Source organism: Pseudomonas sp. F8002 (genome assembly GCF_013385495.1).
Classification (GTDB): domain Bacteria; phylum Pseudomonadota; class Gammaproteobacteria; order Pseudomonadales; family Pseudomonadaceae; genus Aquipseudomonas.
Map to the genome: position 1 here is coordinate 177,043 of NZ_JACAPW010000002.1, position 14,506 is coordinate 191,548.

The following is a 14,506-nucleotide window of genomic DNA, read 5'->3' on the forward strand; positions in this document are numbered from 1 at the left end:
TTTTGCCGTTGTTCAAACGCCAATCTCCTCGTTTCGCTCAAAGCCCTCAGGCAAGCCGAAGGTCTTCATGCCGCCCACCGCCGCGATCGCATTACGCACGAAGCGGTCGTCCACCAGGTCCTTGGCGACAAACGCCGGGTCCAGGTCGGCGAGGAATTTCTTGTCGCCCTCGATCAGCGTGTCTTTCAGGCGGCGTACCAGTTCCTCGGTGTAGCTGGGGAATGGATACGGCTGGAAGTCGATGCGGTGCTCGTCCCAGTTGGCGTGCTGGATCGCGCCGTCAGCCAGGTAAGCCGCACGGTCGCTGGCAGCCGGCGCCAGGACTTTGCGCAGCACTGGTTCGGCATGCGGGGTGTAGCGGTTCTCGCCGTCCTTGGACAGCAGCTTCACCGCCTCTTCACGGTTGTCGCGGGTCCAGACCTGGGCCTTGACGATCGCATTCACCACCTTCTGCGACCATTCCGGGCGATTGGTCAGGTCATGCTCGTGCATGAACACCACGCAGCACGCATGGTTGCGCCACACGTCGCCGGTAAAGCGCTGTACGCGACCCACATTGAGGTTTTCCGCCAGGGCGTTGAACGGCTCGGCGACGATGTAGCCGTCGATGCGCTTGCTGGCCAGGGCCGGCGGCATGTCCGAGGGCGGCAACACGATCAGGTTGACCTCGTTTGCGGCAATCGCACTGCCGGCGGCACGGGCCACCGGGGTCAGGCCGTTGTCGCGGAACAACTGCTGCACCACCACGTTGTGAATCGAGTACCAGAACGGAATCGCCACCGACTTGCCGCCCAGTTGCTTCACGTCGGTAATGCCCGGCGACACGGTCAAGCCCGAGCCACCCACATGGTTCCAGGCCACGACCTTGGCCGGGACCTTGCTGCCATACCGCGCCCATACGGTCATCGGCGACAGCAGGTGAATCACGTTGACCTGCCCGGAAATGAACGCCTCGATCACCTGGGCCCAACTGCGCAGCAGCACCGGGCGCTCGGCCTTGATGCCTTCGGCCTCGAACAGGCCATTGTTGTGGGCCACCAGCAACGGCGTGGCGTCGGTGATCGGCAAATAGCCGATGCGTACCGGTGCGTCCGGCTCACTGGCCGCCCGGGCCTGCAAGCTGCTCAGCAGTGGCAAGGCTCCGGCGGCACTGAGCACGGCCGAGAGTTTGAGAAAGTCACGGCGCGAGTGAGTGAGGTCATCCAGACACATGGCAAGGCTCCAGCAGTTCAGGGGGTTGGGGGTCAGTGCGGCTCGCCCGCCGTAGGGTTTTGAGAATCTCGATGCGCAGGGTGCCGATGGCTTCCACCTGTTCTTCCCGCGGTTGCGGCAAGTCGATGCGCCATTCGCCGAGGGTCCGCGCCGGGCGGTTACCCAGTAGCAGAATCCGGTCGGACAACAGCAGCGCTTCGTCGATATCGTGGGTGATCAGCACCGCCGCCGAACCTTGCTCGCGATTGACCTTGAGCAGCAGGTGCTGCATGTCGGCACGGGTCACTTCATCCAGGGAACCGAAGGGCTCGTCCAGCAGCAATACCTGCGGCTGGCGTGCCAGGCAACGCGCCAGCGCCGTGCGCTGGGCCATGCCGCCGGACAGCGCCGCCGGGAATTGCTGGCGGGCGTGTTCCAGGCCTACGGCGTGGATCGCATGGTCGACGCGGCTGCGACGTTCTTCAGGGCTGAGGTGCGGCTGGCGGGCAAAGTCCAGGCCGAAGGCGACGTTCTTTTCCAGGCTCAGCCACGGCAGCAGGCTGGGGTCCTGGAACGCCACCGCCACGCGCGGGTGCGGGCCATTCAACGGCTCGCCCAACAAGCGGATGCTGCCGCCCTGGGGCGCTTGCAAACCGGCGAGCGCCCGCAGCAGGCTGGACTTGCCAACGCCGCTGGGGCCGAGGATCGACACCACTTCGCCGGGCTGCAATTGCAGGTCGAAACCTTCCAGCACCGAATTGCCCCCATAGCCCAGGCAAATTCCCTGGGCGTGCAATACCGCCTGGCTCATAGATTGGCCTGACGGTTCAACTCGGTGCGCAACTGCACCAGGCTCGGGGTCACGATCGGCACAAACGCCGACTCGCGCCAGCGCCGGGCAAAACCGCTGCCGTGGGCCGTCAGGTAGGCCTTGCCGCCGCTCGCTTGCAGCTCCAGTTGCACAGCGCTGGCAGCGATTTCCGCGAGGGCGATGCGCAGGCGGAACAACGGTACCGGCTCAGTGCCGAAGCGGCCGGCCAGCAGGCCTTTCTTCAGGTCGTTGACCGCCTGTTCCAGGGAGGTACGCAACACTTCCAGCTCTTCACGCAATACGGTGCGGCTGGAGCCCAGGTGATTGGCCACCTCCGCCAGCGAGCGCCGCGCCAGGCCGATGGACATGCCACATTGCAGGGCGAGAAATGCCGGGCGCACGGCCGGCAGGAACTTGCGCGCATCTTCATGCAGCAACCAGTCGCGGCTCAGCTCCACGGCTTCAAAGCCGAGGGCCGCGGTATTGCTCGATTGCAGGCCCAGCAGTTCCAGGTCGCGGGAACGTTGCAGCCCGGACACCGAGTCCGGGATCGCCAGGATAAACGGCGCGCCGCCCTGGGCATGCTCGATGGCGGCAGCCACCACAAACCCGTTCTTGCGCAGGTTGGTCACCCAGTGCAGTCGGCCATTGAGATTCCAGCCGTCATCGGTCGGCTCGGCGCTGATTTGCAGCGACTCGATGCCAGACAAAAACTTCATCGCGTTGGACAGCCCGGTCGCCCCGGCCAGCTTGCCGCTCAGCAGGTCCGGCAGCAGTTGCTCGCGCAGGCGCTGGTTCGGGCTTTGCAGCAGGTATTCGATAAACGAGCGTTGGCCCCAGCACACAAACGCCGACGCCAGGGAATGGCTCGCTACGTCGGCGATAGCTTCCACCGCGCCGGTGACATCGCCGCCCAGGCCACCGAGGTCCTTGGGCACACCGATACGTAATACATTGGCCTCTGCCAGCCGTGGCAGCACTTCCTGCGGATCGCAACTGCCCACATCCAGGGCCTGCGCTTGAACATCGAGCCAACGGCTCAAGATTGGGTCAAGCATTCATGTTTCTCCTTGTTGCAGCATGTTTACCATCGCGAACGCTTGCGCGCCTTCAGCTAGCCGGTTTTTCCCAACGGTATTGCGCCAGCTCCGGGTTCAACGGGGTACGGGCAAACACGTTGGCGAAGTTGCACAGGGTGGCCAGGCTCACACCGAGGATAACCTCAAGCGCATGACCGTCGGTGTAGCCTGCCTCACGGAACGCGGTGTAGCCGGCGTCGCTGACATCACCGCGGGTGGCGATCACTTCACGGGTGAACGCGGCCAGTGTCTCATAACGCTCGTTGGGCAGTTCGCCGCGCTGGCGCAGGGCGTCGATCACGTCTTCCGGCAGCTTGGCCTTGTTGCGCGCTACGGCAGTGTGCCCGGCGACGCAGAAATCGCAACCGTGATTGGTGGCGGCAATCAGTTGCACCACTTCGCGGTCGGCCAGGCTCAGGTCAGACTTGGCGTTCAGGCCCGACACGGTGATGTAGGTTTCCAGGGCTGCCGGGGCGTTGGCCAGCACCGCCAACAGATTGGGGATGAACCCGGAACCCTTCAGGGCATTTTCCAGAAAGGGCTTGGCCGCCTCAGGAGCGGTTTCCAGGGTTAGCATCGGTACGCGGGACATGGAGTGGTCTCCTCATGGATTCGTGTACCAAGTCTGTTGGTTATAAAAAATCCGCTCAATAGTCTAAAGTAGCGATTACTTGCTCTAGAGTCTTTCCGTTAGATGAATTCGTCCAGTTCACTCGTCGATTGGTTATTAGATAGCCTTGAACTCAACACCAGCCTGTTTCACGTCGGGCGTTACTGCGGCGACTGGCACGCCAGCACCCACGGCCTGGCAAGCGCGAGTTTTCATCTGGTGGTGCAAGGGCAGTGCTGGATGCACATCGACGGCGACTCGACCCCTTACCCATTGAACAACGGCGATGCAGTCTTCCTGCTGCGAGACCTGGCCTACCGCTTGTCCAGCGATGGCACCCCCACCGGCGCCCAGGAATGCCCGCGCAAACCGATGCTGCCACTGGACAGCCAGGCCAGTGACGGCGTGGGCCTGGTGTGCGGGTTCTTTTACTTCCAGTCCGGGCTGTCGGCGATGATTGTCGACACCCTGCCCGCCTGGATCATCCTGCGGGCCGGTGACCCATCGCTGACCGCCGCGCGCAACCTGTTCGAACTGATCCTGCAGGAATGCGAGCGCAGGCCGGCGCCCTCGCCCGCCCTGCTGGAGCGCCTCTGCCACCTGCTGTTCCTGTATGTGCTGCGCCAGCAAGTGCTGGACAACACCGACCTCGGGGGCCTCGCGGCGCTGGCCCGGCAACCGGCATTTGCCAACCTGCTGGAGCAGTTGATCGCACGCCCGGCCGAGCCCTGGACCCTGGAAAGCATGGCGGCCTGCACCGGCCTGTCGCGCTCGGCGTTCTTCAAGCGCTTCAATGAACTGTGCGGCCAGTCGCCGGGGCAAGTGCTGCTGATGATGCGTGTGCGCCACGCCTGCCAACTGTTCAAGCAGGACCAGACCGTAGCGGACGTGTCCCTCGCCGTGGGTTATCAATCGGTGGCGGCGTTTACCAGGGCCTTCCATAAGGTCACCGGCTTCCAGCCCGGCGCCTACCGCAAGGCTCAAGGTTGACGCTGCAACCCATTGCCCGGCCGGGCACACAACTCCACCAGCCAATCGACAAACACCCGCACCCGTTGCGACAGCTGGCGATGCGGCGGGTACAGCGCCGTCAGCGGTAACCTGGGCGGCGGCTGATGCGCCAGCACCTCCACCAGCGTGCCCGCTTCCAACTGGCGAACGGCGTGGTAGTACGGCGTCTGTACCAGGCCGTAACCCGCCTCACAGGCCGCCAGGTAACCATCGGCACTGTTGACCGCCACTTGCTTGGGCAGGTCGACCAAGCGGATGTCGCTGCCGATCTGAAACTCCAGGCCATAGCGTTTGCCGCTGGTGCTGGAGAAATACTCCACCACTTGATGGCCGGCCAACTCATCCAGCGTCGATGGCACGCCGAACCGCTGCAAGTAGCCGGGGCTGGCGCAGGTCACCTGATCCATCATCGCCAGCGGCCGGGCCACCAGCGACTCGTCCAGCGCCAGGCCGCCGCGCAACACGCAATCCACGCCTTCGCGGATCAGGTCCACCGGGCGGTCATTGAGGCCGATTTCCAGATCGATCTGCGGGTAACGCGTGGTGAACTCGGGCATTGCCGGAATTACCAGGAAGCGCCCGATACCCGACGGCATATCAATGCGCAACGTGCCGCGCGGGTTGCGCCGGCTGGTGGAGAACACCGCCTCGGTTTCCTCAAGGTCCGCCAACAGGCTCACGCAACGCTGGTAGTAAGCGGCGCCGTCCAGGGTCGGGCTGACCTGGCGCGTGGTGCGCTGCAACAGTTGCACCCCAAGGTGCGCCTCCAGTTGCTTGATCAGGATGGTCACCGAGGCACGCGGCAGTTGCAGGCTGTCGGCCGCCTTGGCAAAGCCGCCCAACTCGACAATCCGCACAAATACGCGCATGGCGTTGAAACGGTCCACTGGCTGGTTTCCTTCAGGGATTATTTAGAATTTCATAATAGTGATAGTGGTTTTAGCCGGTTTATCCCGCTTTTGTCGAGGGCAACAATGGAGCCCTTCCCACACAGGAGCTGGACCCATGCACACACGTCAACTCGGCAAAAACGGCCCTCAGGTTTCCGCCATCGGCCTCGGCTGCATGGGCATGACCGATTTCTACACCACCGGCACCGACACCACTGAAGCCATATACACCCTGCACCGCGCCCTGGAACTGGGGATCAACCTGCTCGACACCGCCGACATGTACGGCCCCCACACCAACGAAGCGCTGATCGGCAAGGCCATCGCCGGCAAGCGCGACCAGGTGTTCCTCGCCAGCAAGTTCGGCATCGTGCGCGACCCGGCGAACCCGGCACTGCGTGGCGTCAACGGCCGCCCGGAATACATTCGCGAGGCCATCGACGGCACCTTGAAGCGCCTGGGCGTGGAAACCCTGGACCTGTATTACCAGCACCGCATCGACCCCGAAGTGGCGATTGAAGAAACCGTTGGCGCCATGGCCGAACTGGTCAAGCAAGGCAAGGTGCGTTACCTGGGCTTGAGTGAAGCGTCGGCGGCCACCCTGGAGCGCGCCCATAAAGTGCATCCCATCAGCGCCCTGCAAAGCGAATATTCGCTATGGAGCCGCGACCAGGAAGACAACGGTTGCCTCGCGGCCTGCCAACGCCTGGGAATCGCGTTTGTGCCCTACAGCCCACTGGGCCGCGGCTTCCTGACCGGCGCGCTGAAAAGCCCGGATGACTTTGCGGCGGATGACTATCGCCGGTTCAGCCCGCGTTTCCAGGGTGAAAACTTTGCGAAGAACCTGCTGCTGGTGAAACAGGTACAAGCCCTGGCTGCCGACAAGGGCGTGACCGCCGGGCAACTGGCGTTGGCCTGGGTGCTGGCGCAAGGGGATTACCTGATCCCGATCCCGGGGACCAAGCAACGCAAGTACCTGGAAGAGAACGTCGCGGCACTGGAGGTCAAGCTCAGCCCGACCGAGTTGGCGGCGCTGGAGGCCATATTCCCGGCCAACGCCACAGCCGGGCTGCGCTACCCGGAAGCGGTCATGCAGATGCTGGACAAATAATCCTGCCACGCCGGATCGGGGCTGGCTCGCCAGCTCCGCTCCTTGAATCCCTGCCCTGGGTTTTCTTGCACGATAGTGCCTCAAGCTCGCCCGTCCCAAGCCGATAGCCCTTCGAAGCTCTAACAAAGCCGCGTCGCACAATAAACGCTTCGTAAGGACGACCCCATGCCCTCATTGCGCTCTATCCAAGCCCGCTACACCCTGTTCCTGGTGCTGTTCGTCCTGTTGTTATTCGTCTTGACGGTGGTGGGCATCGGACAGTTGGTGGCCCCCAAGCTGCGCCACACCGAAGAACAGGTGGCCCTCAATCGCATTGCCGAAGTGGCCGAGCAGATCCAGGGCGAACTGAACAAGGTTCAGGCCCAGCAACGCAGCATCACCCAAACCATCCCGCTGCTGGACAGCGACGCCATCGACAAGGTGCTGCCAGGCCTGGTGGACCAGTACGGCGAATTGAAAGTGTTCGGCGGCGGCATCTGGCCCCTGCCCAACCAGCGCACGCCGGGGCGCAACAAGCACAGCACCTTCTGGCACCGCGATGCCTCGGGCAAGCTGGCGGTGAACACCTTCTGGAACAGCGACGCGGCCCCCAACTACTACGACCAGAGCTGGTACAAGGGCGGCCTCGCTTCGCCCCGCGGCCAGTGCGCCTGGGCGGCGGCCTACAAGGATGACGCCAGCCAGGAGCCACGCACCAACTGCGCGATGGCGATCCAGCGTGACGGCGCAGCCTATGGCGTCGCCACCATCGACGTGACCCTGGGCTTCTTCAACGACCTGGTGGCCAGCAAGGAAAAAGACCTCGGCGGGCAAATGCTGATCGTCGAAGGCGACGGCAAGATCATCAGCAACAGCACGCGCATCAGCGGCCCCGTGGTGTTGAAGAACATCAGCGAATTGGCCGGCACCTCGGCCTTTGCCGCCCAGGTCAGCGCCGGCCTGGCCCATCGTGATCAAACCCTGCAACGCAGCGAGTTCGACAACCAGGGCGTGGTCAGCACGTTCTTCATGCGCCCGATCGAAGGCACCCCGTGGTTCCTCGCCACTGCGCTGCCGACCTCGCTGATCACCGCCCAACGTGATGACGTACTGGGCACGTTGGCGATGCTGCAAATCCCGATGATCCTGCTGTTGGTGCTGTTGGCGGTGTACGCCATCCGCCAGCTGGTGCACCGGATGACCGCGCTGAAGACCAATATCGACGCACTGTCCAACGGCGATGCCGACCTGACCCGGCGCATCACCATCCGCGCCGAGGATGAACTGGGGGCGATTGGCCATTCGGTGAACCGCTTTATCGTCTACCTGCAAAACATGATTGGAGAAGTGACCCTGGCCACCGGCGCCATGTCGTCGAGCCTGGCGCAATTGCAGCAGACGTCGGCCCAGACCAACCAGATCCTGGTGCGCCATGCCTCGGAAACCGACCAGACCGTCACGGCCATCACCGAGATGAGTTCCACCGCCGACACCGTGGCCGAGAACGCCGCCGAAACGGCTGCGTTCACCCAGCGCGCCAATGAGCACGCCGACCGTTCGCGGGTGGTGGTCGGGGAAGCTTCCCGCAGCGTCAGCGCGTTGATCGGCGAGGTCTCCAGCGCCACCCACACCGTGGAAAACATGCGCCAGGATGCCGCCCGCATCACCGAAACCCTCGGCGTGATCGGCGCCATCGCGGGCCAGACCAACCTGCTGGCACTCAACGCGGCCATCGAAGCCGCCCGGGCCGGCGAACAAGGCCGGGGTTTTGCGGTGGTGGCCGACGAAGTCCGCGCCCTCGCCGCCCGCACCCAGGCCAGCACCTCGCAGATCAATGAGATGCTGGCGCGCCTGACCACGGGCGTGAGTTCCTCGGTGACGGCCATGGAAGCCACCCAGGCCAGCTGCCAGTCTGCGGCTGACGCCACGGCCCGGGTGAACACGGGATTGGACGAGATGGCCGGCTCCGTCAGCCATATCAACAACCTCAGCACCCAGATCGCCACCGCCGCCGAACAGCAAAGCGCAGTGACCGAGGAAATCAACCGCAGCATGGTGCACATCCGCCACATGGTCGAAGAGCTGGTGCAAAGCGGCCACGCCACCGAGCACAACACCCAGAGCCTGCTGGATGCCAATGGCCGGGTTATTGCATTGATGGGTCGCTTCAAGGTGCGTTGAAAAAATAGCCTGCAAGCTCCCGTGCAATGCGCGGGAGCCGGACTATTCTGACAATTCGCTGTGCTTAGTCTCGCCACACAGGAGGTGTGTCATGCACGCAGTTGAGCACCCGATCCGTCTGGAGCGGATCAGTCAGGAACGCTATATACAAGCCTCTATCGACGATGTTTACGACTACGTTACCCAACCGGATCGCTGGCATGAATGGCATCCGACATCCCTGGGCGCCGACACCGGTATCGCCGGTTCATTGCCTGCCGGTCATCGTTTCACTGAAACCATCGACCTGCTGGGTGTGCGGGTTCCCATGAGCTATCGGGTGCAGATTGCGCAGCGACCACGGGAGTTCAAGACCGCGTTCACCTCATTGGCGGTCGATGGCTGTATTCATTATCTGCTGCAAGTACAGGGCAACGGCACGCTGTTCAAGCGCATCCTGACCTATGAAACCGAACTGCAACTGACCACCCTGCATGAGCGCATGATCGCACTGTCCAACCAGGCCCTTGATCAGCTCAAGCAGCGCCTGGAATCCCCGCCAGCCTGACAAAACCGTCATATCCCTCTCAGTTTTCCGACAGCACCAGGCGGTTATTCTGGTGCTGTCGGTTTTTCGTAAAACCTCGTAACACTCCCGGGAAACCCTTTTCCAAAAAGCAGGGAGAATGCCCCGCTGTTGCCCTTTATCCGACGAGATGACGATGAAAACCACCCTGCGACTGGCCGCACTGTCGGCCCTGCTCATGAGCACCCTGGCCCAGGCTGCCGAGCTGATTCCGATTGACGTGCACCGTGATGCCAACTGCGGTTGCTGCAAAAAGTGGATTGCCCACCTGGAAAGCAACGGGCTCAAGGTCAACGACCATGTGGAAAGCAACATGAGCGAGGTCAAGCAACGCCTGGGCGTGGCGCCGCGCCTGGCGTCTTGCCATACCGGCGTGATCGACGGCAAGTTCGTCGAAGGCCATGTGCCAGCTGACCAGGTCTTGGCCCTGCGCAAGCGCGACGACTTGCTGGGCATTGCAGCACCGGGCATGCCCATGGGCTCGCCAGGCATGGAGATGGACGGCAGCAGCGATGCCTATCAGGTCATCGGCCTGACTCGCGATGGCAAAGACGTAGTAGTGGCTGACTATCCGGCACGCTGATTGATGCTTGCCGGTTACCTGGGACTGTTTTTCGCCGCCTTCGGCGCCGCCACGCTGTTGCCGATGCAATCGGAGGCGGTGCTGGTAGGGCTGATGATCAGCGGGCATTACAGCGTGTGGCTGCTGCTCGGGGTTGCAACGATCGGCAACGTTTTGGGCTCGGTGGTGAACTGGCTGCTGGGCCGCTCGGTCGAGCGCTTCAAGGATCGACGCTGGTTTCCGGTCAGCCCCAGGCACCTGGAAAAGGCCCGTACCCACTATCAGCGCTGGGGCCATTGGTCGTTGCTGCTCAGTTGGGTGCCGATCATTGGTGACCCGCTGACCCTGGTGGCCGGGGTCATGCGCGAACCGTTCTGGCGGTTCCTGGTGCTGGTGAGCCTTGCAAAAGGGGCGCGCTACGGGGTACTGGCCATGCTCACCCTGCACTGGATTTAATCTCCCGTTAATCCCCTCGCCACAGCATCCGGGCACTGTTCCCGGAGCTCTAACCATGTCCAAGATCCGCTCTCTGTGCGTCGCCAGCCTGTTGCTCGGCAGCGCCCTGCCCGCCTTCGCCGCCGAAGAAGGTCCGACCTACGGCCCCGAGCTGCAAGGCTTCAAATACCCGTACCCGGTAGAGCACTTCACCTTCCAGTCCCAGGGCAAATCCCTGCAGATGGGCTACATGGACGTGCCGGCCAAAGGCAAGGCCAACGGGCGCAGCATCGTGCTGATGCACGGCAAGAACTTCTGCGGCGCCACCTGGGATGAATCGATCAAGGCCCTGAGCGACGCCGGCTACCGGGTGATCGCTCCCGACCAGATCGGTTTCTGCACCTCCAGCAAGCCGGACAATTACCAGTACAGCTTCCAGCAACTGGCGATCAACACCCATCAACTCCTGGAAAAACTTGGTATTCAGAAGGCTACCCTGCTCGGCCATTCCACCGGCGGCATGCTTGCGACGCGCTACGCCCTGCTCTATCCGCAGCAAACCGAACAGCTGGCACTGGTGAACCCTATTGGCCTGGAAGACTGGAAGGCCATCGGCGTGCCCTATCGCAGCGTGGACCAGTGGTACGAGCGCGAGTTGAAACTGACCGCCGAAGGCATCCGCAAGTACGAGCTCGACACCTATTACGTCGGCCGCTGGAAGCCTGAATACGACCGCTGGGTCGATATGCTCGCCGGCATGAACAAAGGCCCCGGCCACACCCAGGTGGCGTGGAACTCGGCGCTGATTTACGACATGATCTTCACCCAGCCGGTGTACTACGAGTTCAAGGACCTGCAGATGCCCACCCTGCTGCTGATCGGCACCTCCGACAACACCGCCATTGGCAAAGACCTGGCGCCACCGGCGGTCAAGGCGAAGGTCGGCAACTACGCGGTGCTGGGCAAGCAAGTGGCCAAGCTGATTCCCCACGCCACCCTGGTGGAATTCCCGGGCCTGGGCCATGCACCGCAAATGGAAGAGCCGGCACAGTTTCACAAGGCACTGTTGCAAGGGCTGAACGCCCTTTAATCCAAACTTTTTCGAGGCATGCGTGAATGTCGGTACAGATCGCAGTGATTGATGATTGGCAGAATGTGGCCAGTGGCGTGGTGGACTGGTCAGTCCTGGCGTCGGTCGGCCAGGTGCACTTCCTCCACGATTACCCGGCGGACACCGCCACGTTGATCGAGCGTTTGCAGGGCTTCGAGGTGATCTGCGTGATGCGCGAACGCACCACCTTCGACCAGGCTCTGTTGCAAGGCTTGCCCAGGCTCAAGTTGCTGGTGACCGGCGGCATGCGCAACGCCGCCATCGACATTCCTGCGGCCAAGGCCCTGGGTATCCAGGTAGGCGGCACTGACAGTTACAAGCACGCGGCCCCGGAACTGACCTGGGCACTGATCATGGCGTCCACCCGCAACCTGCTGGCCGAAGCCAATTCCCTGCGCGCCGGGGGTTGGCAAGTGGGCCTGGGCGGCGATTTGTACGGCAAGACCCTGGGGATTCTCGGACTGGGCAGCATTGGCCAGAAGGTCGCCAAATTTGGCCAGGCCTTCGGCATGCGCGTGATTGCCTGGAGCGAAAACCTTACCCCAGAGCGCGCTGCCGAAAGCGGCGTGACCTGGGTCAGCAAGCGCGAGTTGTTTGAACAGGCGGACGTGTTGTCGATTCACCTGGTGCTCAGCGACCGCAGCCGCGGGCTGGTGGACGCCGAAGCGTTGGGCTGGATGAAACCTTCGGCGCATCTGGTGAACACGGCACGCGGGCCGATTGTCGATGAGGCCGCCTTGATTGACGCCCTGGCCAATGGCCGGCTGGCGGGCGCGGCACTGGACGTGTACGCCCAGGAGCCGCTGCCAGCCGGGCATCCATTCCGCCAGTTGCCCAACGTATTGGCCACCCCTCATGTGGGGTACGTCAGCGAGCAGAACTACCGCCAGTTCTACCAGCAGATGATCGAAGACATCCAGGCCTGGGCCAAAGGAGTGCCCCTTCGCGCACTAAGCTAGTGCACACATTTCACCTCCCACTCCCCCCGTAGCAGCTGTCGAGCCCCAGCGAGGCTGCGTCGGGCGCACTGCCGATCCTGAACCGGAGCGCGCTCGACAGCTGCTACGGGGCTCATGAAAAAAATTTGTCCTACAAAAATACCCCACAGACCCCACAGGCTCTGGGATCTGTCCTAGACTCATGACCGATGGGTCCGATCCAAAACAAAAACCCCGCAAAAAATCGAAACTTTCCAACTCTGCCACAGGTCAGGTTTAAGGTAAGGCGAGTGCTGACGGTTCCCACCGAACGCCCGTCCATCCACTCTATTTAAGACTCCAGCACAACTGGCATAAGGCTTGCCAGTCTGTGTAGCGCTTGTGCGCCTGGCCGCAGGACGCGGTCAACCTTCGCTGATTGCCATATGCCATCAGCCGACCAGAACTCGGGAGAGAACTATGATCAGTGCCGCTGTAGATACTCAGGGAGAGCGTTTTAGTCAGCCGGTTGGCGGGCCGACCTCATTGGCCGACCTTCCCAACACGGTGCGGCCGGTCCCACGTGTGAATCCCAATCGCAAAAAAGTGCTGTTTGTCACTTCCGAACTGGCCGACCTGGTGAAAACCGGCGGCCTGGGTGATGTGTCCGCCGCCCTGCCCCGCGCCATGGCGCACCTGCACGATGTGCGCGTGCTGATCCCCGGCTACCCGCAGGTGCTGGACAGCGACAACCCGATTCATATCATCGGTGAGCTGGGGGGCCACGCCGCGCTGCCACCGTGCAAGATCGGGCGCATGGACCTCAAGGACGGCCTGGTTATCTACGTGCTGATCTGCCCCGAGCTTTACGAGCGCGAAGGTACGCCCTACGGCGCCAACAACGGCCGCGACTGGCCCGACAACCATATCCGCTTCGCCCGCCTGGGCCTGGCCGCCGCCGATATTGCCGCCAACCTGGCGCAGATCCACTGGTGCCCGGACCTGGTGCACGCCCATGACTGGCCAGCTGGCCTGGCGCCTGCCTATATGCACTGGCGTGGGTCACGCACTCCAACGCTGTTCACCATTCATAACCTCGCCTACCAGGGCGTGGTCAGCCTGGCCTCGTGCCCGGAACTGGGGATTCCCGAACACGCCTTGCAGCAAGAAGGCATGGAGTTCTACGGCAAGCTGTCATTCCTGAAGGCCGGCATGGCGTATTCCAGCCATATCACCACGGTCAGCGCCACCTACGCCCAGGAAATCACCACCCCCGAATTTGGCTGCGGTCTGGATGGCTTTCTCGCCAGCAAGACCCAGCAAGGCTTGCTCAGCGGCATTCCCAACGGCATTGATGAAAGCTGGGAGTCGTCCACCGACCCGCACCTGACCCACCCTTTCAACATTGGTGACTGGGAAGGCAAGGCACAAAACGCCGCCCATGTGCGCAACCTGTTTGGCTTGCACGACTCCACCGGCCCGCTGTTCGCCGTGGTATCGCGCCTGGTCTACCAGAAAGGCCTGGACCTGACCGAGGCGGTCGCCAGTTTCATCGTCGAAAATGGCGGCCAGATCGCGATTATCGGTCGTGGTGAACCGGAAGAAGAACAAGCCATGCGTGCCCTGGCCCTGCGCTTTCCCGGCCAGATCGGCGTGCGCATCGGCTTCAACGAGACCGACGCGCGCCGCATGTTCGCCGGCAGCGACTTCCTGTTGATGCCATCCCGTTACGAACCCTGCGGCCTGAGCCAGATGTACGCCCAGCGCTTCGGCTCGTTGCCGGTCGCTCGCAACACCGGCGGCCTGGCCGACACCATCGAGGATGGCGTCACCGGCTTCCTGTTCAACGAATCCACTGTCGAAAGCTACGAAGCGGCCCTGAACCGCGCGTTCAAGGTCTTCGCCTTCCCAGGCTTGCTCAACGCCATGCGTTGCCGGGCTATGGCCGCACCGTTCAACTGGTGCCAGGCAGTGGAACCCTATGCCGAACTTTATGAGCAACTGGTAGCGAAAGCGCTGGGAAGATCGGGGAAACAGTAAAAAGAGGTCTTCA

Annotated in this window: 14 protein-coding genes; 9 read left to right on the forward strand and 5 right to left on the reverse strand. The window is 62.7% G+C overall.

The features are described 5' to 3' along the window. Nucleotides 1–12 precede the first annotated feature (12 nt). From HX811_RS03210 to HX811_RS03225, 4 genes are read right to left on the reverse strand one after another with little or no spacing between them, the layout of a single operon-like run. Nucleotides 13–1,212, reverse strand: a complete 1,200-nt coding sequence (locus tag HX811_RS03210; protein WP_010171568.1) for an ABC transporter substrate-binding protein — start codon at nt 1,210–1,212, stop codon at nt 13–15. Beyond that, on the reverse strand, nt 1,199–2,002 hold the full coding sequence (locus tag HX811_RS03215; RefSeq protein ID WP_177044725.1) for an ABC transporter ATP-binding protein: 804 nt from the start codon (nt 2,000–2,002) through the stop codon (nt 1,199–1,201). Before HX811_RS03215 ends, HX811_RS03210 begins: the two co-directional genes overlap by 14 nt. Then, the gene (locus tag HX811_RS03220) at nt 1,999–3,060 is read right to left on the reverse strand and encodes an acyl-CoA dehydrogenase family protein (protein ID WP_177044727.1); all 1,062 of its coding nucleotides are present in this window, start codon (nt 3,058–3,060) and stop codon (nt 1,999–2,001) included. The genes HX811_RS03215 and HX811_RS03220 overlap by 4 nt, the downstream gene beginning before the upstream one ends. A gap of 52 nt (nt 3,061–3,112) precedes the next feature. Continuing rightward, a complete protein-coding gene (locus HX811_RS03225) occupies nt 3,113–3,673 on the reverse strand; it encodes a carboxymuconolactone decarboxylase family protein (protein ID WP_003207562.1) in 561 nt (186 codons plus the stop codon). 102 nt (nt 3,674–3,775) lie between these two features. Between HX811_RS03225 and HX811_RS03230 the strand changes: the two genes are divergently transcribed. Next, a complete protein-coding gene (locus HX811_RS03230; protein ID WP_177044729.1) occupies nt 3,776–4,681 on the forward strand; it encodes an AraC family transcriptional regulator in 906 nt (301 codons plus the stop codon). Here HX811_RS03230 and HX811_RS03235 read toward each other — a convergent pair. Next, nucleotides 4,672–5,589, reverse strand: a complete 918-nt coding sequence (locus HX811_RS03235; protein ID WP_102605555.1) for a LysR family transcriptional regulator — start codon at nt 5,587–5,589, stop codon at nt 4,672–4,674. The two genes, HX811_RS03230 and HX811_RS03235, sit on opposite strands and share 10 nt — an antisense overlap. Before the next feature lie 118 nt (nt 5,590–5,707). On the opposite strand from HX811_RS03235, the gene HX811_RS03240 reads away from it, so the two are divergent. From HX811_RS03240 to glgA, 8 genes are all read left to right on the forward strand, one after another. After that, nucleotides 5,708–6,703 (forward strand): aldo/keto reductase, encoded by a 996-nt coding sequence (locus tag HX811_RS03240; protein WP_177044730.1) that lies wholly within the window; start codon nt 5,708–5,710, stop codon nt 6,701–6,703. A 165-nt stretch (nt 6,704–6,868) separates the two neighbouring features. Beyond that, nucleotides 6,869–8,863, forward strand: a complete 1,995-nt coding sequence (locus tag HX811_RS03245) for a methyl-accepting chemotaxis protein (RefSeq protein WP_177044733.1) — start codon at nt 6,869–6,871, stop codon at nt 8,861–8,863. Nucleotides 8,864–8,954: 91 nt separating this feature from the next. Next, a complete protein-coding gene (locus tag HX811_RS03250; protein ID WP_003207553.1) occupies nt 8,955–9,410 on the forward strand; it encodes an SRPBCC family protein in 456 nt (151 codons plus the stop codon). A 154-nt stretch (nt 9,411–9,564) separates the two neighbouring features. Beyond that, nucleotides 9,565–10,011, forward strand: coding sequence for a DUF411 domain-containing protein (locus HX811_RS03255; protein WP_177044735.1), 447 nt, complete (start codon nt 9,565–9,567; stop codon nt 10,009–10,011). Between the two features lie 3 nt (nt 10,012–10,014). Continuing rightward, nucleotides 10,015–10,446, forward strand: coding sequence for a YqaA family protein (locus HX811_RS03260; RefSeq protein WP_177044736.1), 432 nt, complete (start codon nt 10,015–10,017; stop codon nt 10,444–10,446). A gap of 55 nt (nt 10,447–10,501) precedes the next feature. Next, complete coding sequence (locus tag HX811_RS03265) at nt 10,502–11,515, forward strand: alpha/beta fold hydrolase (RefSeq protein WP_177044738.1); 1,014 nt, start codon at nt 10,502–10,504, stop codon at nt 11,513–11,515. 26 nt (nt 11,516–11,541) lie between these two features. Continuing rightward, a complete protein-coding gene (locus tag HX811_RS03270; RefSeq protein WP_177044740.1) occupies nt 11,542–12,495 on the forward strand; it encodes a D-2-hydroxyacid dehydrogenase family protein in 954 nt (317 codons plus the stop codon). 438 nt (nt 12,496–12,933) lie between these two features. Then, nucleotides 12,934–14,493, forward strand: coding sequence for a glycogen synthase GlgA (gene glgA / locus HX811_RS03275; protein ID WP_177044742.1), 1,560 nt, complete (start codon nt 12,934–12,936; stop codon nt 14,491–14,493). Nucleotides 14,494–14,506 lie beyond the last annotated feature (13 nt).